The sequence below is a fragment of the Mesorhizobium sp. M4B.F.Ca.ET.214.01.1.1 genome (assembly GCF_004791545.1).
Classification (GTDB): Bacteria; Pseudomonadota; Alphaproteobacteria; order Rhizobiales; family Rhizobiaceae; genus Mesorhizobium; species Mesorhizobium abyssinicae.
Genome location: NZ_SRUX01000012.1, coordinates 26976 through 50569, shown reverse-complemented (window position 1 = coordinate 50569; position 23594 = coordinate 26976). Strand labels below are relative to the sequence as shown.

Genomic DNA, 23594 nt, shown 5'->3' with positions numbered 1-23594 from the left:
GGTAACATGCCGGCTTTCTCCCAAGGCCTGGAAAAGGCGCTACATCAGGCGCTGACGCTCGCCAATGAGCGGCACCATGAATACGCAACACTCGAACACCTGCTGCTCGCGTTGATCGACGACACCGAGGCGGCCGCCGTCATGCGCGCCTGCAACGTCGACCTCGACGAATTGAAGCACACGGTTCTCACCTATATCGACACCGAACTCGACAATCTCGTCACCGGCTATGATGAGGATTCCAAGCCCACCGCCGGTTTCCAGCGCGTCATCCAGCGCGCCGTGATCCACGTGCAGTCGTCTGGCCGCGAAGAGGTCTCGGGCGCCAACGTGCTTGTCGCCATCTTCGCCGAGCGCGAGAGCCACGCCGCCTATTTCCTGCAGGAACAGCAGATGACCCGCTACGACGCGGTCAACTACATCTCGCATGGCATCGCCAAGCGCCCCGGCGCGTCGGAGAGCCGCACCCCGCGCGGCGCCGATGACGAGCAGGGCGGCCAGAACGGCGCCGAGCCGCAGGAGGAGAACGGCAAGAAGAAGCAGCAGCAGGACGCGCTGACGGCCTACTGCATCAACCTCAACAACAAGGCCAAGGCCGGCAAGATCGATCCGCTGATCGGCCGCGAGTCGGAGATCAACCGCACCATCCAGGTGCTATGCCGCCGCTCCAAGAACAACCCGCTCTATGTCGGTGATCCCGGCGTCGGCAAGACGGCGATCGCCGAGGGTCTGGCCAAGCGCATTGTCGAGGGCGACGTGCCGGAAGTGCTGCACAACGCCACCATCTTCGCGCTCGACATGGGCACGCTGCTTGCCGGCACGCGCTATCGCGGCGACTTCGAGGAGCGGCTGAAGCAGGTCGTCAAGGAACTCGAGGACTACCCGGGCGCGGTGCTGTTCATCGACGAGATCCATACCGTGATCGGGGCAGGGGCCACGTCAGGCGGCGCTATGGACGCGTCGAACCTGCTGAAGCCGGCGCTGTCGTCGGGCGCCATCCGCTGCATCGGCTCGACCACCTACAAGGAGTTCCGCCAGTTCTTCGAGAAGGACCGCGCTTTGGTGCGGCGCTTCCAGAAGATCGACGTCAACGAGCCGACCATCGAGGACGCCATCGAGATCATGAAGGGCCTCAAGCCCTATTTCGAGGAGTTCCACAAGGTCCGCTACACGAGCGAGGCGATCAAGGCCTCGGTCGAGCTTTCGGCGCGCTACATCAACGACCGCAAGCTGCCGGACAAGGCGATCGACGTGATCGACGAGACCGGCGCGTCGCAGATGCTGGTGCCTGAGGCCAAGCGCAAGAAGACGATCGGCATCAAGGAAATCGAAGCCACGATCGCCACCATGGCGCGCATCCCGCCGAAGACGGTTTCGGCCGACGACGAGAAGGTGCTGCAGGGTCTCGACGTCGAGCTGAAGCGCGTCGTCTACGGCCAGGACACCGCGATCACCGCGCTGACCTCGGCGATCAAGCTGGCGCGCGCCGGCCTGCGCGAACCGGAAAAGCCGATCGGCTCCTATCTGTTTTCGGGCCCGACCGGCGTCGGCAAGACGGAAGTGGCCAAGCAGCTCGCCGCCTCGCTGGGCGTCGAACTGATCCGCTTCGACATGTCGGAATACATGGAACGCCACACCGTCTCGCGGCTGATCGGCGCGCCTCCCGGCTATGTCGGCTTCGACCAGGGCGGCCTGCTGACCGACGGCGTCGACCAGCATCCGCACTGCGTGCTGCTGCTCGACGAGGTCGAGAAGGCGCATCCGGACCTGTTCAACATCCTGTTGCAGGTGATGGACCACGGTAAGCTGACCGACCACAACGGCAAGCAGATCGACTTCCGCAATGTCATCCTGATTATGACCACCAATGCGGGTGCGTCGGATGCGCAGCGCGCGGCGATCGGCTTCGGCTCGACCAAGCGCGAAGGCGACGATGTCGAGGCGATCAACCGGCTGTTCACGCCGGAGTTCCGCAACCGCCTCGATGCGATCATCCCGTTCGGCTCGCTGCCGGTGCCGGTCATCCATCAGGTGGTGCAGAAGTTCGTCATGCAGTTGGAGGCCCAGCTCTCCGAGCGCGGCGTCACCTTCGACCTGTCGCCGGACGCGATCGCCTGGCTGGCCGACAAGGGCTATGACGAGCGCATGGGCGCCCGTCCGCTCGGCCGCGTCATCCAGGAGCACATCAAGAAGCCGCTGGCCGACGAGGTGCTGTTCGGCAAGCTCAAGAAGGGCGGCACGGTGCGCGTCACCGTCGAGAAGAAGGAAACCGGCGAGACCGGCCTGAAGCTCGAATCGCTGGCCGACGAAGCGCCGGTGAAGCCGAAGAAGGAAGAGCCGGAAGAAGCGCCGAAGCCCCGCAAGGCGGCAAAGAAACCCGCAGCCAAGAAGGCGGTGGCGCAGAAGCCGGAGCCGAAGGGCAAGGACGGCGGCAAGCGCAGCCTTGTGCCCCAGTTGCCGCGCAAGGGCTGAGGGCCCCCACGATCGAAAAGCCCCGGAAACGGGGCTTTTTTCATGGTGCTGACAGCGAGCGCGAGGCTGGCCAAGCGAGGCGAAGCGCCGACGCATCGAATTCCCGGTCGGCGATGTCGTGCCGAAGACGAAATGGGACGACCTCGGCCTGCCGGCAGCGCATTGACCTTAAGTGGAGCGGCCGACTCCAAATATTCTTGTTGGCAACAGCCGTCGACCATTCGGGCCGTATGCGACGGCATTGTGCCGAGCAACAAAAGACCTTATCAAGGCGCACGACCTGGGTGGTGGTCGCGGCCAAGAGCCTTTGGCGATAATCATTCGGAACAGGAATCGCGCCCGGCGCGAGCAACCAATGACAAAAACCCTTCGCAAATCCCTCCGCCAGCTGATCATAGCGGTTCCGCTTCTCGCGCTCGGCTTCTACTTCATCCCGATCCTGACGACGATCTGGATCGTCTGCGGCCTGATCGACGTGCTGCGCAACAAGAACAAGACCCTGTCGCTGTTCCGCGGTTATTTTCTCGGCAACGGCCTCTTCACCTGGCTGCTGTCGCCGTTCAACCTGCTTGTCGACCTGCTTTGCTACCGGAACCCTGGCGTCTGGAAGCTGGAGCAGTTTCCCGCCGACTATCAGCGAGAGGTCAACGAGGTTCTCGACGTCTTCAAGGCGCGCAAGGACGAGATCATCGCCGATATCGACGCCAATTTCGGCACCGGCCGGCGTGGCATGTATGTCTATCAGTGGTACGGCAAGCACAAGATCGACAACGTGGCGGAATTCAACAAGGATTTCAAATACATTAAGACCATCGCCGTGTCCGTCTTCAGGGGCAAGGAATCGACCTCCTGGCATTTCGGTCCGCTTCGACTCAGCCTGCGCATTCTCTACAATTTGCTGCCGGTGAAGGCCGAGGTTTTCGTCGAGTGCAACGACGCCAGGAACTACTGGCACGACAATCCGCTCTACATTTTCGACGACACGCTGCTGCACCGCTCGGTCAACGAGTATGACGGGCGACGCTATTGCGTCTTCATGGACATCATCCGTCCGTCCCCGTTCCCGGGCCTGATCGCCGGTCTTCTCGCGGTCGTCTCGGTCAGCGTCGAGCGCGTCAACGCCATGTTCTACAAGAACTGGAAGATGATCGGCTCCAGCAAACCGAAGAAGGCCGGGGCGAACTGATCTACGACAGGATCTCGCCAATCGGTCTTAAACCAACGTCCAATGGCGCCGGCCGGCAGCCACCGTTAGAACGCCAGAGCAATTCTGGGACGATTGCGTAGCGATTTTCCGTCCCGAATTGCGCAAAATCAAATACGTCTCGGGGTCAGCGTTCTATCGAAGCTGAACTGCCTTGGGTGTCGAATATGTTCTAGCCAACATGACGACTGAGCGGGAGGAGGTCTCGCTCACGGGAGGGTCAGGTTGATCGGTCGGCAATCAGTCGTGCATGCGGATCATGTCCAGGCCTCGATCGCCAGGAGCGACGCGGCCCATTCGGCGCTGGTCGCCTCATGGCGGCGTTCTCTCCAGCTGCACCGTCTCGATCCGGCCGAGCGCAAGGCGCCGAAGCGGTTGACCGAAGCCGAGCTGATGCTGGCCAGGCAGCGCATGGAGCCACTGGCCCGCGCCGCCGAGGCAAGTCTCAACCGGCTCTATCTCGCAGTCGGCGGCGTCGGCTGCTGTGTGATGCTAGCCGACCGGAATGGCATCCCCATCGAGCGCAGGGGCGCCGTCGCCGACGACGAGACGTTCGACGAATGGGGCCTGTGGACCGGCACGGTGTGGAGCGAGGACAGCGAAGGCACCAACGGGATCGGCACCTGTATCGCCGACCAGCGGGCGCTGACCATCCATCGCGACCAGCACTTCTTCTCACGCAACACGCTGCTCAGCTGCACCACGGCGCCGGTCTACGACCACGAAGGCAATCTGGCGGCGGCGCTCGACGTGTCGTCCTGCCGGTCGGATCTGACGGAAGGTTTTGTCCAGCTCATCGCGGTTGCGGTCGGTGACGCCGCCCGCCGCATCGAGGCCGAGAATTTCCGCATGGTGTACTCCAACGCCCGCATCCTGCTCGCTCCGGTCGCCGAGCGCGGCGCCGGCGCGTTCATTGCCGTCGATGCCGACGATCTGGTTGTCGGTGCGACGCGCTCCGCGCGTCTTGCGCTCGGCATAACCCGAGAAGCCCTTGCCAAGGGGCTGCTTGCCGCCGATCTCCTCGGCGATGCAGCCAAGACCTCCGAGGATTTGGATGATGCCGAGCGCGGTGTGGTGCAGCGCGCGATTGCACGCACCGGCGGCAACGTCTCCGCCGCGGCCCAGAACCTCGGCATTTCCCGCGCCACGCTGCACCGCAAGCTCGCCCGTTTCGGCATCCACCGCACCCATTGATTTTCCCGGACCCGACCTGTCGCAGTTCTGCGACACTCGGCGGCTGCGATCGTCCGACCCCGGGCTGACAAGCTAAAAGCCATCCGCGACTGTCTCCCGCGACGCGACACATTCCGTGGCGCTGTTTTGCTGGGAGGCAGACAATGAACAAGGTGGAATTTTCCCGCACGGCCAAGGTTCCCTTCGCCAAGCGCTACGACAACTACATCGGCGGCAAATGGGTGGCGCCGCTCTCCGGAAAGTACTTCGAGAACATCTCGCCGGTGACCGGCGGGCCGCTGGGCGAGGTCGCCCGGTCGGACGCCAGCGACATCGAAGCGGCGCTCGACGCCGCGCACAAGGCCAAGGAGGCCTGGGGCAGGACAAGCCCAGCCGCCCGCGCGCTCATCCTCAACCGCATCGCCGACCGCATGGAAGAGAATCTCGACCTGCTGGCGCTGGCCGAGACCTGGGACAACGGCAAGCCGATCCGTGAGACGACCGCGGCCGACCTGCCCCTGGCCATCGACCATTTCCGCTATTTCGCCGGCGTCCTGCGCAGCCAGGAGGGTTCGATCTCCGAGATCGACCACGACACCGTCGCCTATCATTTTCACGAACCGCTCGGCGTCGTCGGCCAGATCATTCCCTGGAATTTCCCGCTGCTGATGGCGGTGTGGAAGCTGGCGCCGGCGCTCGCCGCCGGCAATTGCGTGGTGCTAAAGCCGGCCGAGCAGACACCAGCGACCATCATGCTGTGGGCCGACCTCGTCGGCGACCTTCTGCCGGAGGGCGTGCTCAACATCGTCAATGGTTTCGGGCTCGAGGCCGGCAAGCCGCTGGCGTCGTCCAAACGCATCGCCAAGATCGCCTTCACCGGCGAAACGACGACGGGCCGGCTGATCTCGCAATATGCCAGCCAGAATCTGATCCCGGTGACGCTGGAGCTCGGCGGCAAGTCGCCCAACATCTTCTTCCAGGATGTGACGGTGGAGGACGACGACTTCTTCGACAAGGCGATCGAGGGCTTCGTGATGTTCGCGCTCAACCAGGGCGAGGTCTGCACCTGCCCGAGCCGGGCGCTGGTGCATGAGAAGATCTACGACAGGTTCATCGAGCGGGCGCTGAAGCGTGTAGAGGCGATCGTCCAGGGTGATCCGCTCGACCCCGCCACGATGATCGGCGCGCAGGCGTCGAGCGAGCAGCTGCAAAAGATCCTGAGCTACTTCGACATCGGCCGCCAGGAAGGGGCCGAGGTGCTGACCGGCGGCGAACAGAACCACCTGCCGGGCGACCTTGCCGGCGGCTACTACGTCAAGCCGACCGTGTTCCGCGGCCACAACAAGATGCGCATCTTCCAGGAGGAGATTTTCGGACCGGTGGTGTCGGTCACCACCTTCAAGGATGATGACGAGGCGCTGTCGATCGCCAACGATACGCTCTACGGCCTCGGCGCCGGCATCTGGAGCCGCGATGCGAACCGTTGCTACCGCTTCGGCCGCGCCATCCAGGCCGGTCGCGTGTGGACCAATTGCTACCACGCCTATCCGGCGCATGCGGCGTTCGGCGGCTACAAGCAGTCCGGCATCGGCCGCGAGACGCACAAGATGATGCTCGACCACTACCAGCAGACCAAGAACATGCTGGTCAGCTACAGCCCGAAGAAGCTCGGCTTCTTCTGATCGACTCCCGAGGTGCGGGGAGGGCGCGGTTCGCCGCGTCCCCCCTTCAAACAGGGGGAGGACATCTTGGACAAGAAATCGCTGGGCAAAGTGTCCGCCACGCCGGAGGCAGAGGCGTTCCTCGCCGACATCATCGCCGATCACGGCCCGGTCCTGTTCCACCAGTCCGGCGGCTGCTGCGACGGCTCCTCGCCGATGTGCTACCCGCGCGGCGATTTCATCGTCGGCGACGGCGACGTCATGCTGGGCGAGATCGGCGACACGCCGGTCTATATAGCGCCTCACAGTACGAAGCCTGGAAACACACGAATTTGATCATCGACGTGGTGCCGGGCAGAGGCGGCATGTTCTCGCTCGACAATGGCCGCGAGAGGCGGTTTCTGACGCGCTCGACGATCTGCACGGTTCCCTCCGCCATCGAGAGGGATTGACCGGGCAATCCGGCAACGGCAGAAAGCCGCCATGGCCAATCTACTTCTCGTTGTCATCGGCGGCGGCATCGGCGCCGGCATCCGCCACCTGACCAATATGGGCACCCTGCGCCTGGTCGGCCCCAACTATCCCTGGGGCACGATGGCGATCAACATCCTCGGCTCGTTCGTCATGGGTCTGTTCATCGCCGTGCTCGCGCGGCGCGGCGGCTCGAACGAAGTGCGGCTGTTCGTGGCCACCGGCATCCTCGGCGGCTTCACCACCTTCTCGGCCTTTTCGCTCGATTTCGCCACGCTTTGGGAGCGCGGCGCGACGCTACCGGCGTTCGGGTACGCGCTCGCCAGCGTCATTGGCGCGATCCTCGCCCTGTTTCTGGGTCTTTGGCTCGCAAGAAGCCTGCCTTAGGTTTGTTCATGCATGTCGTTGTCCCAAAACCGCCAGACACTTTTGGGCGACATGCATTAGTGCTATTGCCCCCGCTTCCGAAGAGGCAAAGCGAGACAAATGGCAGGCGTTGAACAGATCACGGTGGAGGCCGGCGAGGCGGGCATGCGGCTCGACCGCTGGTTCAAGACCCATTTTCCGGGTCTCGGCTTCGGCCATCTGCAGAAGCTCCTGCGCTCCGGCCAGATCCGCGTCGACGGCAGCAGGGTGAAGGCCGACACCCGCGTCGAGCCCGGCCAGACGGTCCGCATTCCGCCGCTCGACGTCGACAAGAAGGGCGATGCGCCGCTCACCGGCCATTCGATCCGCAACCAGGGCGACGCCGATGTGCTCGCCAAGATGCTTCTGCACGAGGATGCGAAGGTCTTCGTCTTCAACAAGCCGGCGGGGCTCGCCGTGCAGGGCGGCTCCGGCGTCACCCGTAATGTCGACGACATGCTGGAGGCCTGGCGCAACCAGAAGGGCGAGAAGCCGCGCCTGGTGCACCGGCTCGATCGCGACACCTCCGGCGTGCTGGTCGTCGCCCGCACCCGCCTTGCGGCGATGAAGCTGTCGGAAGCCTTCCGGGCGCGCGAGACCAAGAAGACCTACTGGGCGCTGGTCAAGGGCGTGCCGCCGAAGCGCGAAGACAAGATCTCGACCTGGTTGATCAAGGAGCCGACGCCGGACGGCGACCGCGTGCGCATCGCCAAACACGGCGAGAAGGGCGCCGACCATGCGGTGTCCTACTACCGCGTCGTCGAGCAAGCGGCGCAATCGCTGTCCTGGCTGGAGATGGAGCCCTATACCGGCCGCACCCATCAGCTGCGCGTCCACGCCGCTCATATCGGCTGCCCTATCATCGGCGATCCCAAATATTTCGAGGCCGATACCAATTGGGATTTTCCGGGCGGCATGCAGAACCGACTGCATCTGCATGCGCGCCGCATCCTCATCCCGCACCCGGACAAGGGCGTCATCGACGTCACCGCGCCGATGCCGCCGCATATGCGCCAGAGCTGGAATCTGATCGGCTTCGATGAGCAGAGCGCGGAGGAGGAGGGGTGAGCGGCGCCACCGGCGCGCTCGATCGCCGGGATGCGGTCGACATGGCGGCCGCCGCGATCATGGTCGGGCTGACCTTCTCCTGGGGGCTGAACTATGTCGCCGCCAAGGTCTCCTACGCCGGCTATGATCCCGTCTTCGTCTCGATCGCGCGCTCGATCCTCGGCGGGCTTTGCGTGCTCGGATGGTGTCGGCTCCGCGGCATCAAGCTGTTCGAAGCGGACGGGACGCTTGTCGCCGGCATCATTGTCGGGGTGCTCTTCGGCGTCGAGTTCCTGTGCCTCTATATCGGGCTGGAATACACAACCGTTGCCCGCAACACGCTGCTGGTCAACACCATGCCGTTCTGGGTCTTGATCGGCGGTCATTTCCTGCTCGGCGAGCGCATCAACGCGCGCAAGCTGGGCGGACTGGTTCTGGCCTTCTGCGGCCTTGCGGCGGTCTTCTCCGACGGCATCGTTGCCGGCAACACTGCCACACTCACCGGTGATCTGCTCAGCCTCGGGTCGGGGATCCTGTGGGCGATGACCAGCATCGTCATCAAGCGGTCGAAACTGGTCGAGACCAGCGCCGAGAAACTGCTGCTCTACCAGCTGGCTGGCGCAGCTGTCGTCGGTTTGCTGGTGATGCCTTTCGCCGGCCCGCCCATCCGCGCGGTCACCGCCTTGCCGACCCTGGCGCTGCTGTTCCAGTCTTTCTATATCGTCGCATTCACCTATGTGTTGTGGTTCTGGCTGCTCACGCGCTATCCGGCGGCCGGCCTGTCGAGCTTCGCCTTCCTGTCCCCGGTCTTCGGCGTTCTGTGCGGCGCGGTGCTGCTGGGCGAGCCGCCGACAGTCAGGATCTTCCTGGCGCTCGGCCTGATCGCCGCCGGCCTCATCATCGTCAACCGGCCGCGCAGGCAGGTTCCAGCGTAAGGAGTTCGACATGCGCGACATCCTCAATGACCTCGAAGCGGGAAAGCAGCTCTCCGATCCCGATCCCGTGCGCCGCGCCCAGATCCAGATGAAGACGCCGCTGCCGAAGCGCTTCTACAAGACCGTCTCGCTCGCGCCGGTTGAGGAGGGCTTTGCCGTCCATCTCGACGGCAGGCCGGTACGCACGCCAGGCAAGACACTGCTGGCGCTGCCAACCGAAAAGGCGGCGGCCCTGGTTGCCGGCGAGTTCGACGCGCAAGGCGAGGTCATCGACCCCGTCACCATGCCGGTCATGCGCCTCGTCAACACCGCCATCGACGGCGTGGCCAGCGATCCGCAGGCGGTGCTGGAGGATATCCTGCGCTTCGCCTCGTCCGACTTGCTCTGCTACCGCGCCGATGGCCCGCAAGGGCTGGTAGACCGGCAGAACCAGCTTTGGGACCCGGTCATCGATTGGGCGCGCGGCGCGCTTGGCGCCCGCTTCCTTCTCGCCGAGGGCATCGTTCATGTCGAGCAGCCGCGCGAGACCATCGCCGTGCTCGGCGCCCATCTTGCGCAGCGCAACGAGCCGCTGCGGCTCGCCGCCATCCATGTCATGACCTCGCTGACCGGATCGGCGCTGCTGGCCATGGCTGTCGATTTCGGCGAACTCGATGGCGAAACGGCCTGGGCCGCAGCCCATGTCGACGAGGACTGGCAGATCGAGCATTGGGGCCAGGACGCCGAGGCCGTGGCGCGCCGCTCGGCCCGCAAGCGCGACATGTTGGCGGCCATCGGCCTGCTCGAGGCGCTGAAAGCCTGAGCGCAGCGCTCCGCTTTCGCACTGCACCTAATACGAAAGTCATAATCCCATCGTCGCGGTGCCTTTCGCCGGCGCTTTCTGCCACTTTTTACCTGTGGCTGCGTCTTTGAGTCTGCTCTCGGAGGAGAGGTGGACGATGGCGCGCAGCCATCGCGGACAGACGGGATCTCACGGGAGGACTTTTCAATGGCAATGGCATCGACCGCCGGCGGAACAAGCCGCGGCATGACGCGGGAGGAGAAGAAGGTTATCTTCGCTTCCTCGCTCGGCACCGTTTTCGAATGGTACGACTTCTATCTCTACGGCTCGCTGGCGGCTTTCATCGGCGCCACCTTCTTCTCCTCGGCGCCGGAAGCGACGCGCAACATCTTCGCGCTGCTCGCCTTCGCCGCCGGGTTCCTGGTCCGCCCCTTCGGCGCTCTGCTGTTCGGCCGCATCGGCGATCTTGTCGGCCGCAAATACACCTTCCTCGTCACCATGACGATCATGGGCCTGTCGACCTTCCTGGTCGGTCTCTTGCCAGGCTATGCCAGTTGGGGCATCGCCGCGCCGGTGATCCTTATCGGGCTGCGCATGCTGCAGGGCCTGGCGCTCGGCGGCGAGTATGGCGGCGCCGCCACCTATGTCGCCGAGCATGCCCCCGACGATCGCCGCGGCTTCTACACCTCCTGGATCCAGACGACGGCGACGCTCGGTCTGTTCCTGTCGCTGATCGTCATCCTCATCGTGCAGGGGTCGATGAGCAAGGAAACCTATGCCGATTGGGGCTGGCGCATTCCCTTCATCGTCTCCTTCGTGCTGCTCGCCATCTCGATCTGGATCCGGCTCTCGCTCTCGGAGTCGCCGACGTTCCAGCGCATGAAGGAGGAAGGCAAGGGTTCGAAGGCACCGCTCTCGGAAGCCTTCGGCCAGTGGAAGAATGCCAAGATCGCGCTGCTGGCGCTGCTCGGCCTCACCGCCGGCCAGGCCGTGATCTGGTACAACGGCCAGTTCTACGCGCTGTTCTTCCTGCAGAACGTGCTGAAGGTCGACCCGCAGTCGGTCAACATCATGATCGCGGTGGCGCTGGCGATCGGCTCGATCTTCTTCGTCGTGTTCGGCTGGCTATCCGACAAGATCGGCCGCAAGCCGATCATCATGGCCGGCCTCGCCTTGGGCATCGTCTGCACCTTCCCGCTGTTCAAGGCACTGACCTGGGCTGCCAATCCGGCGCTCGCCACCGCGCAGCAGAACACCCGTGCGACGGTGACCGCGGCGCCCGGCGACTGCAAGTTCCAGTTCAACCCGGTCGGCACGGCGAAGTTCACGACGTCCTGCGATATCGCCACCTCGTTCCTGACCAAGAACTCGGTGCCTTACGACGTGGTCACGACGGCGGCACCCGGAACGGCCGCATCGGTCAAGATCGGCAATGAGACGGTGGAGTCCTACGACGCCGTCGCCGCCGGCGATCAGGCCAAGGCCAAGGACGCTGCCTTCGTCAAGGCGGTCAACATGTCGTTGCGGGACGGCGGTTATCCGCTGAAGCGCGCGGCGGCCAAGGTGCCGGACCAGAAGCTCGACGCCTTTGTCGCGGCCAATCCCGAGCTCAAGCTCGACGCGGCGGCGATCCGCGGCGGCGAGAAGACGACGGTTGCTGTCGACCAGGCCGTCAAAGACAAGCTGCTGACCAAGGATGAGGCGGCGGGTGCGCCCGAGATCACCGTCTACAGCATTCCGGGCGGCGGCGCGTTTGCCATGTTCGCCGATCCGGCGGCGGTGAACTGGCCGATGACCATCGGCATCCTGTTCATCCTCGTGCTGTTCGTCACCATGGTCTACGGGCCGATCGCGGCGATCCTGGTCGAGATGTTCCCGACCCGCATCCGCTACACCGGCATGTCGCTGCCCTACCACATCGGCAATGGCTGGTTCGGCGGTCTCTTGCCGGCGACGGTATTCGCGCTCAGCGCCTACAAGGGCGATATCTATTACGGCCTCTGGTACCCGGTGGTGATCGCCGCCATGTCGCTGATCATCGGCATGATCTTCGTCAGGGATACGCTGGGAACCGACCTCAACACCAAGCAGTAGGCGCTGCTCAGGCGCTCAAAGCAAAAGCCCGGCGTGAGTGATCACGCCGGGCTTTTCCCATTCTGAAATCCCTGGAGGGCTCGATCAGCTCTTGCGCTGCGTGCTCTCTTCCTCAATCGCCGCCTCGTGGTACCAGCCATCAAAATCGGCATGCGTGTTGCGCAGCGAGGCAAGCTCTGCCGCGAACTTGGCCTTTGCGCCTAAATTTGAGGCAGATTTGCGCCCTGCCAGGGGGAACATCAAAATCTTTGCCGACGGACGGGACGGGGTGACTTGCATTGGCGATCTCCCTTCTTCTCCAGGAGCCTGTCGATTCATCTACTTTCCAAGATAGTGGTTGCGACTCATTTAGGCAATATGCCCACAAAAAGATCAGTATTTGCACTATTTTTGTGCAAACTATGCTTTTGATCGATCTGAACGCATCGCTGAGGCGGCTCAGCACATTCAGCGCTTTGTGACGACCATTTTGCCGCACCCTCCACTGCCGGAGTGGCACACGAATTGCTTTTTAAGACGCGGCAGGTCGGCTCGGCCCGGCCATGCGTCGTCGCCCTGCGCGGTGATCAAGCAACGAGAGGCTCTAGAATGACCAAATACAAGCTCGAGTATATCTGGCTCGACGGATACACACCGGTCCCCAATCTTCGCGGCAAGACCCAGATCAAGGAGTTTGCCGAGTTCCCGACGCTCGAGCAGCTGCCGCTGTGGGGCTTCGACGGCTCCTCGACCCAGCAGGCCGAAGGCCACAGTTCCGACTGCGTGCTGAAGCCGGTCGCCGTGTTCCCGGATCCGGCCCGCACCAACGGCGTGCTGGTGATGTGCGAAGTGATGATGCCCGATGGCGTGACGCCGCATGTCTCCAACAAGCGCGCCACCATCCTCGATGACGAGGGCGCCTGGTTCGGCTTCGAGCAGGAGTATTTCTTCTACAAGGACGGCCGTCCGCTCGGCTTCCCCGAGAGCGGCTACCCGGCGCCGCAGGGCCCGTACTATACCGGCGTCGGCTACTCGAACGTCGGCTCGGTCGCGCGCCAGATCGTCGAGGAGCATCTCGACCAGTGCCTCGCCGCCGGCATCAACCATGAAGGCATCAACGCCGAGGTGGCCAAGGGCCAGTGGGAATTCCAGATTTTCGGCAAGGGCTCCAAGAAGGCCGCCGACCAGATGTGGATGGCCCGCTACCTGCTGCAGCGCCTGACCGAGAAGTACGGCATCGACATCGAGTACCACTGCAAGCCGCTCGGCGACACCGACTGGAACGGCTCGGGCATGCACGCCAACTTCTCGACCGCCTATATGCGCGAAGTCGGCGGCAAGGCCTATTTCGAAGCGCTGATGGCCGAGTTCGACAAGAACCTGATGGATCACATCGCCGTCTACGGCCCGGATAACGACAAGCGTCTGACCGGCAAGCACGAGACCGCGCCGTGGAACAAGTTCAGCTACGGCATAGCCGACCGCGGCGCCTCGATCCGCGTGCCGCACTCGTTTGTCAAGAACGACTACAAGGGCTATCTGGAAGATCGCCGTCCGAACTCGCAGGGCGACCCCTACCAGATCGCTTCGCAGATCCTGAAGACGATCGCGTCGGTCCCGGCCAGCGGCCAGGTTTCGGCTGCCGCCTGATCCGCTCGGCGCGCGTTCGCGCCGCAACAGAATACTCTGCGACCAGAAGGCCCCGGCGGAAACGCCGGGGCTTTTTTGCATGGAGATCGCCCAAGCGGCGGCACAGAAATCGCGCACGTGGCGAAACACGCTGACGGCGAACGTGCGCGTCGCCTATTGAGCACCGGCTCGCGATAGCTCGCATAATCACCATGGACGACAATGAAAAAGCCCCCGGAGGGAGACCTCCGAGGGCTTCAAATCTCAATCCGATCAGAAGTTTAGATCGAGTAGTACATGTCGTATTCGACCGGATGCGGGGTCATCTCGAAGCGCATCACCTCGGCCATCTTCAGCTCGATGTAGCTGTCGATCTGGTCGTCGTCGAAGACGCCGCCGGCCTTGAGGAAGCCGCGGTCCTTGTCGAGGCTCTGCAGCGCTTCGCGCAGCGAGCCGCAGACGGTCGGGATCTTCTTCAGCTCCTTCGGCGGCAGGTCGTAGAGATCCTTGTCCATCGGCTGTCCCGGGTGGATCTTGTTCTTGATGCCGTCGAGGCCGGCCATCAGCATGGCGGCGAAGGCGAGGTAGGGGTTCGCGCCCGGATCGGGGAAGCGGACCTCGACGCGCTTCGACTTCGGCGACGAGCCGAACGGAATGCGGCAGGACGCCGAGCGGTTGCGCGCCGAATAGGCGAGCAGCACCGGCGCCTCGTAGCCCGGCACCAGGCGCTTGTAGGAGTTGGTCAGCGGGTTGGTGAAGGCGTTGATCGCCTTGGCGTGCTTGATGATGCCGCCGATGTAGTAGAGGCAGCTCTCCGACAGCCCGGCATATTCATTGCCGGCGAAGGTCGGCTTGCCGCCCTTCCAGATCGACTGGTGGACGTGCATGCCCGAACCGTTGTCGCCGAAGATCGGCTTCGGCATGAAGGTGGCGGTCTTGCCGTAGGCGTTGGCGACCTGGTGCACGACGTACTTGTAGATCAGCATCTTGTCGGCGTTGCGCACCAGCGTGTCGAACTTGATGCCGAGCTCGTGCTGCGCGGCGGCGACCTCATGGTGATGCTTCTCGACGCGCACGCCCATTTCGGCGAGCACGGTCAGCATTTCCGAGCGCATGTCCTGGGCGGAATCGATCGGCGGCACGGGGAAGTAGCCACCCTTGATGCGCGGGCGATGGCCGAGATTGCCGGTCTCGTAGTCGGTGTCGTCGTTGGACGGCAGTTCGGTGGAGTCCAGGCGGAAGCCGGTGTTGTAGGGATCGGCCTTGTACTTGACGTCGTCGAACACGAAGAACTCGGCTTCCGGACCGACGAAGATCTGGTCGCCGATGCCTTCCGACTTCATGTAGGCCTCGGCCTTCTTGGCGGTGCCGCGCGGGTCGCGGTTATAGGATTCGCCGGAGACCGGATCGAGGATGTCGCACAGGATGACCATGGTCGACTGGGCGAAGAACGGATCCATGTGCACCGTGTCGGGATCGGGCATGAGCACCATGTCGGACTCGTTGATCGCCTTCCAGCCCGCAATCGAGGAGCCGTCGAACATGACGCCGTCGGCGAACATGTCTTCCTCGACCTCGACGACATCCATGGTTACGTGCTGCAGCTTGCCCTTCGGATCTGTGAAGCGCAGGTCGACGAACTTTACGTCGTTGTCCTTGATCTGCTTCATGATGTCTTTGGCTGTCGTCATGTCATGTATCCCTGTGTGACGTTTTTTTGATGATGACGTTGCAGAAAGGCGTCAGACGGCGTCCATCCCGGTCTCACCGGTACGGATGCGCACGACTTCCTCGATGTTGGAGACGAAGATCTTGCCGTCGCCGATGCGGCCGGTCTGCGCCGCCTTGCGGATGGCCTCGATGGCGCCTTCGACGGCGTCGTCGCCCAGCACCACCTCGATCTTCACCTTGGGCAGGAAGTCGACGACATATTCGGCGCCGCGATAGAGTTCGGTATGGCCCTTCTGCCGGCCGAAGCCCTTGGCCTCGGTCACGGTGATGCCTTGCAGTCCGGCCTCCTGAAGCGCTTCCTTCACTTCGTCCAGCTTGAATGGCTTGATGATCGCTTCGATCTTTTTCATGTAAAACGTGGCCTCCACTGCCAAAAGACGGGTTTTGTGCCCCGCTTGCGGCTTCGATCAAGCACGAACTGTGCCAGTCCGGACGGATTCGAAGCGCCATTGGGCGATTTCACTACCATGCCGCGTCCCGATGCGCATTCGCGTCATTCGCTGCATTGGAAGCGTCATCGACGCTCGAAGCCTATACATTGCTGACCCTCCCGTCCGCACAATAATTAGGCAAATAGCGCAATCTGCAGGCAGTTTTGCCCGTTGGCGCATCGCATCGAACGATGCCTTTATAGGCAATGGCAGTGTTCGCTGTTTGCTTCAAACCGAAAACTGGACAATGCTTCACCGGAGGGCGGACGGCAATCCATGAGCAACGAACTTTTATCTCCGGTTGAAATGGCCGAGGCCGACCGGCTGGCAATCGCTGCTGGCCCGCTCGACGGCTACGGCCTGATGCGGCGGGCCGGCGCGGAGGTCGCAGCCGTTGTGCTGGCGCGTTACCCGGCCGCGACGCGCGTGCATGTGCTGTGCGGCACCGGCAACAATGGCGGCGACGGCTATGTCGTGGCGCGGTTGCTGGCCGAGGCCGGCGTCGATGTCGCGGTGTGGGTATCGGGCAAGCCGCGGGCCGGCAGCGACGCCGCGATTGCCGCGGCGGAGTGCCCGGTCGCGCCCCGACCGCTGACGACATTTGCCCCTGATTTCGGCTCAATCGTCGTCGATGCGCTCTACGGGGCAGGGCTGTCGAAGTCGCTGCCCGTCGACGCTACGAACGCCATCGATTTTGCCAAATCCCTGCTCTTGCCGGTTGTTGCGATCGATTTGCCTTCGGGAGTCTCCGGCGATACCGGTGCAGTGCTTGGGGAAGAAGCTTTTCGGGCCGACATCACCGTTACCTTCGCTCGAAAAAAGCCCGGGCATCTGCTGCTGCCAGGTCGCGAACTCTGCGGTGAGATCGTGCTTGCCGACATCGGCATCCCCGACAGTGTCGTCAACGACCTCATTCCAAGAACGTTCGAGAATAAGCCGGCTCTCTGGCTCGGGAACTTGCCGGTTCCAGCCACCGACGCGCACAAATACAAACGTGGCCATGCCGGGGTGTTTTCCGGCGGGCCGTCGACAACCGGCGCCGCGCGGTTGTCGGCGCTTGCCGCCGCGAGGGCAGGGGCAGGAGCGGTAACCGTGCTGTCGCCAGCGGACGCCATGCAGATAAATGCCGCGCACCTGACCGCGATCATGCTGCGCAGGACCGACACCGTAGCCGACCTGAACAACTTCATCGGCGAGCGCCGGCCTTCGGCCTTTGTTCTCGGACCTGGCTTCGGCGTCGGCGAGAGGACACGGGATCTTGCCTTGGCGATACTGCGAGCCGGGCGGCAAGGCGCTGCCAGCGGGATCGGCGGGCTGGTCCTCGATGCCGATGGCATCACCTCGTTTCGCGATGAGCCTGCGAGCCTCTTTGAAGCAACTCACGAGCCGCACGCTCCCGCATTGGTGATGACACCGCATGAAGGTGAATTTGCTCGCCTGTTTCCGGACATTGCCGCAGACAAAAATCTCTCCAAACTAGCCAAGGCGCGCGCAGCCGCCCAGCGAGCCAATGCGGTCGTCGTCTACAAGGGGGCCGATACGGTGATTGTGGCACCGAACGGCCTCGCGGCCATCAACGGCAACGGCGCGCCATGGCTTGCCACGGCGGGGTCGGGCGACGTGCTGGCAGGCATCATCGCGGGACTTCTGGCACAAGGCATGGCAGTGTTCGCAGCGGCGGCGGCGGCGGTCTGGATCCACGCCGAGGCCGGCAGCCGCTTCGGTCCCGGGCTGATCGCCGAGGACCTGCCGCTGGCGATGGTGCCGGTGCTGCACGAACTGGTTGAAGCACAGCAGGCGGATGCCACCTGATGAAGCGGTTCGCTCTCGTCATTGCGGCTGTCGTCGCGCTATTGGTGCCGTGCGGCGCGCGCGCTCAGCAGCCTGTGACCATCGTCGACGATCCGGCGGTCCTCGCGGCCCTCGATGCCAAGGGCTTCGGCTTCGCCGGCATTTTCGCCATGGACGGCGATGACGACCTGAAATCGCTCTATCAGGAAGCGCCCGCCTATCACGCCATCGTCGAGACGGTGGCAGCCGACGTCGCCGCGCTGAGGGCCGAGATGAAAGCCGGCGGGCGCACCCTCTACGAGGTGACCGACGGCAATGTCGGCCGCATCATGGACATGCGCTGGCTGAAGACGAACGCGGCGCGCTTCCGGCTGGTCGGTGTCGTCAACCGGCTCGACCGGCGCGACTTCGCCGCGTTGAGCGGCGACAAGAATTGCGGCGAGGTGCGCTTCATCTACCGCCTGGCCTACAGTTTCAGGAAGAACGGCAAGGTCCTGGCCTCGCGCCTGCCGTTCAATTTCAATGCCGTCTACAGCGTCGCTCCGGATGCCGACGGCGGTTGCGTCGGGGTTGCCGGGCGCTGGACGCCGCAGCTCGACGAGGCCGTCGATGCCGGCTGGCTGGCCGGCGGGCCGCTGGAGCCGGAAGAACTGACCTTCAAGCAGCTCGAACTCAACGCGCAAGTGGTGCGCTTTCCCTCCGGCCAAGAGACCGAGTTCGGCGGCCAGGCCGCCTACCTCATGCGGATTTTTGGGATCGGTGGCGCCACGGTCAGCGAAAAGCCGCTGGAGAACACGCCTGACGTCGCGCGGCTGTCGGAAGATGCCGTGCTCAAGAAAAAGCTCGCCGACTATGTCCGGGCCAATGTCGGCCCGGTCGATCTCGGCGTCTATGAGATGCCGGACGAGTTCCTGGCGAAGAAGGTCATCTCATGGTCGACCTTCGGCAGCGCCAGGCAGGCCAACCATCCGTTCACGTCGCTGTTCGAGCCTACCGATTTCGCCGGGCTCGACTATTCCGGGTTGAAGCTGGCGCGCACGCCGGAGGCGCTGGTCGAACGGCTGGACAATGGCGCCTGCCAGGGCTGCCATCAGGCAGGCTCCACCGCCGGCTTCCATTTCATCGGCCTCGACGACAAGACGACGTCGCCGCTCAACCGCATCGAGGTCGGCATCTCGCCGCATCTCCATGCCGAGATCACGCGCCGCGAGGCCTGGCTGCGCGCCGTGACCGAGGGCAAGGAGCCGAACCGTTTCCGCCCGCTCTCATTCGCACCGCCGGCCGAATGGAGGGGTGCCGGCGAAGTCGCCTACGCGCCGGCCGAGATGGCGATGCCGTGCCTGGGGCCCGAGGACGCCGCCCGCTTCGGCCAGACCTGGCAGTGCGGCGGCGGCACCATCTGCACACCGCTCGCCACGGCTTCGGGCGTGCGCACCACGCTGGCGCAATGCCTGCTGCCCAAGGACAGCAAGGCGATGTTTTCCGGCCATCCGTGCCTGGCCGGCTCGATCGCCAGCAATGAAGCGCAGCCCTTCAACGACCGCTACACAATCGCCGGGCAGTTTGCGGCGTTCGCCTCCGACATTTCACGGACCGCCTACACTTGCCGGCCGCCGAAGATCGGCGTGCCGGCAGGCATCGCCTATCGAGCTTGCGACGACAAGGACCGCAGCTTCGCCGCCTTCAAGGCCGGCAAGCCGATGCCGAACGAGATCTGCGGACTGGTCGGCGGCAAGAAGTTCGATACCTGCGTGGCGACAAACAATTTCGACCAGTGCCTCGGCGGCGCCGTCAATCGCGGCAACCGGCCGGCCTGCTCGGCGGACCATTTCTGCCGCGAGGACTATATGTGCCAGTCGCTGCCGGCGGACACGCCGGGCGCCGCCAAGGTGAAGGGCATCGGCTTCTGCTCGCCGACCTATTTCATCTTCCAGATGCGCATCGACAATCACGCCACGCCCTGGGCGAGCGCGGCACGCGCCACCATGGGTGCGGGTTTCGGAGCGGCGCAAGAGGAGTAGCTGATATCAGGCGCCTTGCTGGCGGCGCGGTTCCGCGAAGGCAGCGGCCAGCGCCTCGCGCACCCGTTCCTCGCTGACCCCCGATGTATCCTCGATCCAGCTCGGGGTCGAAATGGGCGGCTCGAGAAAGCGAACATGGTCGTTGACCGGCCCATGTATGTAGGAAAGGTTCGAGCCGAAGATCTGCACGCAGGGAACATTCAAGGCCGCGGCAGCATGAGACATGCCGCCATCGACGCCAAGGAACAGCGCCGACGCGCCAAGCTGATACATCACGTCGAGCAGCGGCGTCGTGGTGAAATCGACCGCTTGCGGCAGCTCGGCGCGAATTCGGTTCGCCGCATCGTGTTCGCGAGGACCGCCGACGATCCATACCGCCCAGCCGCGATTGGAATGGTCCTTGGCGACCGAGATAAAGCGCTCCATTGGCCACGATCGGGAGCTGGTCATGTCTCCGGTGAAGATTGCCAGTGCTGGCTTGCCGGCCTCGACCCCGGCACGGCTGCGCCATTCATCCAATTCCGCGGCCGGGATGACCAGCTGCGGCGCTGGCCAATCGACGTTGGCCGGCCTCGCGTCTAGGGTGGCGATGGAGCAAACCTCCTCATAGAGACGCGTCTTGCGCGGACCGAACGCCCACAAATGGCGCAGCCAGCCGGCTGGGAAGCGATTGACCAACCCGAACTGCAGCTCCTGCGGGTAGCCGATGCGCTCCGGTATGCCGGCCATGAACGGTATCAGGGCCGCCTTGATCGTGCTCGTCATGAGATAGGCCGAGCCATAGTTCTGCTGGCGAAGCTCGCGCACCAGGCTGCGGCGCTCCGCCAGGCCGAGCTCCATATGACGCTTCTTTAGGGGCCACGCTTTGCGGACATGCGGCATGAACCGCGCAAAAGAGACGTTGCCGGGCGAGGTCACGACGTCGATCGGGCGCTCGGGAAACCGCTCCGCGAGGATGCGGATGGCCGAATGACAGCGGACGAAATCGCCGACCGCCGGAAAGCCGACCAAGAGGATTGGATCCAAGACGCATACCTTTCAATTCATCGGCGTCGGCGCAGCCGCCGCCATCCAGGAGATTGACTTGGCTCGTTTCGGCTGCCTATTGCCGCTACTCCGTCCGGTGGGTCCATATTCCCCGCCGGCGATGTTTGACAAGGCTCATCAGAAAAGGGCAATTGCATGGTCCGCCCCATACGCGTCGAGATCGCCCCCGGCGAACTGCTGGACAAGATATCGATCCTCGAGATCAAGGCGGCAAGCATCGCCGACGCGTCCAAACTGGCCAACGTCCAGCACGAACTGGAGGAGCTATCGCGCGTTCGCGACGACCACCTCCCGGCGTCGGAGACGCTGGCCGGCCTTTACGCGGAACTGAAGGCCGTCAACCAGGCGCTCTGGGTCATCGAGGACGATATCCGCGTCGAAGAACTCAACAAGCGCTTCGGTGATCGTTTCATCGAACTCGCCCGCGGCGTCTACCGAACCAACGACCGCCGCGCCGCGCTGAAGCGCGAGATAAACGTGTTGCTCAGCTCCTCCCTAATCGAGGAAAAATCCTACGAAAACTACGAGTAGGACCGCCGCTTAGCGCTGGAGATAGTCCTCCATCCGCTCGGTCCATCTGTTGTTAAACCCGGCGATCTGTTGTTCGGCCGTCTCTGGGTTAAGCAGCGTGGAGAGTGCTGTCCGCCGTATCGGTTCGATCTCAGGCGTCTCCACGTATCCCAGCGCGGCCAGACGCTGTGCCCATGACGGGTGTGTCGACTTGCCGTCATCCGGACGTTCCCACGCCCTTTGGGCGCAACCATTCAAATACTGGCTTTGCGACAAGTCTGCGGCCATTTCCAGAAGGCGGGCAAGCGGCGGTCGAGGCGGTCGCAAGGCTCCCATGATCTCGCGCCGCAGCGGACAGCACCGCGAACCTGCCGAACCGCCGCCCAGCGCTGATGATGAAGCGCGGCATTCAGGTCACAGCGGGATGTTGTCGTGCTTCTTCCAGGGGTTCTGCATGTCCTTGTTGCGCAGCATCCTCAGCGCCCGGGCGACGCGGCGGCGGGTCGAGTGCGGCATGATCACCTCGTCGACATAACCGCGTTCGGCGGCAACGAAGGGTGACAGGAAGCGGTCCTCGTAAGCCTTTGTATGCGCTGCGATTTTTTCGGCATTGCCGATGTCTTTGCGGTAGATGATCTCGACCGCGCCCCTGGCGCCCATCACCGCGATCTGCGCCGTCGGCCAGGCGTAGTTCATGTCGCCGCGCAGATGCTTCGACGCCATGACGTCATAGGCGCCGCCATAGGCTTTGCGGGTGATGACGGTGATCTTCGGCACGGTCGCCTCGGCATAGGCGAACAGTAGCTTGGCGCCATGCTTGATCAGCCCGCCATATTCCTGCGCGGTGCCGGGCAGGAAGCCCGGGACATCGACGAAGGTGACGATCGGAATGGAAAAGCAGTCGCAGAAGCGCACGAAGCGCGCCGCCTTGCGGCTGGCGTCGGAATCGAGCACGCCGGCCAGCACCATCGGCTGGTTGGCGACGAAGCCGACCGTGCGGCCCTCGACCCGGCCGAAACCGGTGACGATGTTTTTCGCAAAGCTCTGCTGGATCTCGAAGAAGTCGCCCTCGTCGGCGACTTTAAGGATCAATTCCTTGATATCGTAGGGTTTGTTGGCGTTGTCGGGGATCAGCCGGTCGAGCGACAGGTCGTGGTCGGTGACCGACTGGTAGCACTCGATTTCCGGGATTTCCGAGGTGTTGGAGGCAGGCAAGAGATCGACCAGCCGGCGCATCTGCAACAGCGCCTCGACGTCGTTGTCGTAGGCGCCGTCGGCGATCGAGGATTTGGTGGTGTGGACCGAGGCGCCGCCGAGGCTCTCGGCGGTCACCGTCTCGTTGGTGACGGTCTTCACCACATCCGGCCCGGTGACGAACATGTAGGAAGTGTCGCGCACCATGAAGATGAAGTCGGTCATCGCCGGCGAGTAGACATCGCCGCCCGCGCAAGGGCCCATGATCAGCGAGATCTGCGGGATGACGCCGGAGGCCAGAACATTGCGCTGGAAGATTTCGGCATAGCCGCCGAGTGCCGCCACGCCTTCCTGGATGCGGGCGCCGCCGGCGTCGTAGAGGCCGATGATCGGCGCGCGGTTGCGCAGCGCCATCTCCTGCACCTTGATGACCTTCTCGGCATGCGCTTCCGACAGCGAGCCGCCGAACACGGTGAAGTCCTTGGCGAAGATGTAGATGGGCCGGCCATTGACGGTCCCCCAGCCGGTGACGACTCCGTCGCCGGCGATCTTGGTCTTCTCCATGCCGAAATCGGTCGAGCGGTGCTCGACATACATGTCGAACTCCTCGAACGAGCCCTCGTCGAGGAAGACATCGATACGCTCGCGGGCGGTGAGCTTACCCTTCTGGTGCTGGGCGTCGATGCGGGCCTTGCCGCCGCCCATGCGGGCGATCTCGCGGCGGCGCTCGAGTTCCTTCAGCACGTCCTTCATCGCCGGTCCCCCAAACGGATAGGTGCGTTTGTCGTAAATGATGCGGGCAGGGGAGTGCAAGCGCCGCTTTCGCCACCGTTTTGCTGCATTGCAGCATGCAGCCCTTGCATTCCGAGGCGAATTCGTCCATATGCGGCGGCATAGGCGCTTGGGCCGGCATTGTCCGGCCTTCTCGACGAATGAGACTGGTTGCGTCTGTTTTCCCTCTTTCCGGTATATCGGCCCCTCTTTCCGGTACATCACAAAGTGGCGAAAAAGCCCCGAG

Annotated in this window: 18 protein-coding genes and 1 pseudogene; 14 read left to right on the top strand and 5 right to left on the bottom strand. The window is 63.7% G+C overall.

The genetic code is table 11. The features are described 5' to 3' along the window. Positions 1-6 precede the first annotated feature (6 nt). The 10 genes and pseudogenes from clpA to EN857_RS22720 all read left to right on the top strand — a co-directional run bounded on the left by clpA (position 7) and on the right by EN857_RS22720 (position 12243). Positions 7-2472, top strand: a complete 2466-nt coding sequence (gene clpA / locus EN857_RS22765) for an ATP-dependent Clp protease ATP-binding subunit ClpA (protein ID WP_127284621.1) — start codon at positions 7-9, stop codon at positions 2470-2472. 355 nt (positions 2473-2827) lie between these two features. Then, positions 2828-3658: an aspartyl/asparaginyl beta-hydroxylase domain-containing protein gene (locus EN857_RS22760; RefSeq protein WP_135859270.1), complete on the top strand. Its 831-nt coding sequence runs from the start codon at positions 2828-2830 to the stop codon at positions 3656-3658. Positions 3659-3904: 246 nt separating this feature from the next. After that, positions 3905-4870, top strand: coding sequence for a helix-turn-helix domain-containing protein (locus EN857_RS22755; RefSeq protein WP_128346752.1), 966 nt, complete (start codon positions 3905-3907; stop codon positions 4868-4870). A 143-nt stretch (positions 4871-5013) separates the two neighbouring features. Beyond that, the gene (gene adh, locus EN857_RS22750) at positions 5014-6531 is read left to right on the top strand and encodes an aldehyde dehydrogenase (protein ID WP_127284623.1); all 1518 of its coding nucleotides are present in this window, start codon (positions 5014-5016) and stop codon (positions 6529-6531) included. Between the two features lie 63 nt (positions 6532-6594). After that, positions 6595-6962: pseudogene (locus EN857_RS22745) on the top strand (DUF779 domain-containing protein). 31 nt (positions 6963-6993) lie between these two features. Next, positions 6994-7368 (top strand): fluoride efflux transporter CrcB, encoded by a 375-nt coding sequence (gene crcB / locus EN857_RS22740; RefSeq protein WP_127284624.1) that lies wholly within the window; start codon positions 6994-6996, stop codon positions 7366-7368. A gap of 99 nt (positions 7369-7467) precedes the next feature. Next, positions 7468-8454 (top strand): RluA family pseudouridine synthase, encoded by a 987-nt coding sequence (locus EN857_RS22735; RefSeq protein WP_127391271.1) that lies wholly within the window; start codon positions 7468-7470, stop codon positions 8452-8454. Positions 8455-8495: 41 nt separating this feature from the next. After that, on the top strand, positions 8496-9368 hold the full coding sequence (locus tag EN857_RS22730; RefSeq protein ID WP_187331409.1) for a DMT family transporter: 873 nt from the start codon (positions 8496-8498) through the stop codon (positions 9366-9368). 10 nt (positions 9369-9378) lie between these two features. Next, positions 9379-10170 (top strand): ATP12 family chaperone protein, encoded by a 792-nt coding sequence (locus EN857_RS22725; RefSeq protein WP_127286109.1) that lies wholly within the window; start codon positions 9379-9381, stop codon positions 10168-10170. 186 nt (positions 10171-10356) lie between these two features. Then, complete coding sequence (locus EN857_RS22720; protein WP_127286110.1) at positions 10357-12243, top strand: MFS transporter; 1887 nt, start codon at positions 10357-10359, stop codon at positions 12241-12243. An 84-nt stretch (positions 12244-12327) separates the two neighbouring features. Here EN857_RS22720 and EN857_RS22715 read toward each other — a convergent pair whose 3' ends face one another. Further along, positions 12328-12522: a DUF2735 domain-containing protein gene (locus tag EN857_RS22715; protein ID WP_127286111.1), complete on the bottom strand. Its 195-nt coding sequence runs from the start codon at positions 12520-12522 to the stop codon at positions 12328-12330. Positions 12523-12831: 309 nt separating this feature from the next. On the opposite strand from EN857_RS22715, the gene EN857_RS22710 reads away from it, so the two are divergent. Continuing rightward, entirely contained in the window at positions 12832-13872 is a 1041-nt protein-coding gene (locus EN857_RS22710) for a glutamine synthetase beta-grasp domain-containing protein (RefSeq protein WP_127312043.1), read from the top strand. 260 nt (positions 13873-14132) lie between these two features. On the opposite strand, the gene glnA is transcribed toward EN857_RS22710, so the two are convergent. Beyond that, positions 14133-15542 carry a type I glutamate--ammonia ligase gene (gene glnA / locus EN857_RS22705; protein ID WP_127286113.1) on the bottom strand — a complete coding sequence of 470 codons (1410 nt, stop codon included), beginning with the start codon at positions 15540-15542 and terminating at the stop codon, positions 14133-14135. Between the two features lie 51 nt (positions 15543-15593). Then, positions 15594-15932: a P-II family nitrogen regulator gene (locus tag EN857_RS22700; RefSeq protein ID WP_006205430.1), complete on the bottom strand. Its 339-nt coding sequence runs from the start codon at positions 15930-15932 to the stop codon at positions 15594-15596. A gap of 357 nt (positions 15933-16289) precedes the next feature. On the opposite strand from EN857_RS22700, the gene EN857_RS22695 reads away from it, so the two are divergent. Together EN857_RS22695 and EN857_RS22690 are read left to right on the top strand one after the other, a co-directional pair. Then, a complete protein-coding gene (locus tag EN857_RS22695; RefSeq protein WP_127391278.1) occupies positions 16290-17825 on the top strand; it encodes an NAD(P)H-hydrate dehydratase in 1536 nt (511 codons plus the stop codon). After that, positions 17825-19825 carry a hypothetical protein gene (locus tag EN857_RS22690; RefSeq protein WP_127309993.1) on the top strand — a complete coding sequence of 667 codons (2001 nt, stop codon included), beginning with the start codon at positions 17825-17827 and terminating at the stop codon, positions 19823-19825. Before EN857_RS22695 ends, EN857_RS22690 begins: the two co-directional genes overlap by 1 nt. Positions 19826-19831: 6 nt before the next feature. On the opposite strand, the gene waaF is transcribed toward EN857_RS22690, so the two are convergent. Then, positions 19832-20851, bottom strand: coding sequence for a lipopolysaccharide heptosyltransferase II (waaF, locus tag EN857_RS22685; protein ID WP_127309992.1), 1020 nt, complete (start codon positions 20849-20851; stop codon positions 19832-19834). A gap of 156 nt (positions 20852-21007) precedes the next feature. Here waaF and EN857_RS22680 point away from each other — a divergent pair, with 156 nt between their 5' ends. Continuing rightward, on the top strand, positions 21008-21403 hold the full coding sequence (locus tag EN857_RS22680; RefSeq protein WP_127391273.1) for a DUF6165 family protein: 396 nt from the start codon (positions 21008-21010) through the stop codon (positions 21401-21403). Between the two features lie 393 nt (positions 21404-21796). Here the strand turns inward: EN857_RS22680 and EN857_RS22675 are convergent, their stop codons facing one another. After that, positions 21797-23329, bottom strand: a complete 1533-nt coding sequence (locus tag EN857_RS22675; protein WP_127391279.1) for an acyl-CoA carboxylase subunit beta — start codon at positions 23327-23329, stop codon at positions 21797-21799. Between the last annotated feature and the right edge of the window lie 265 nt (positions 23330-23594).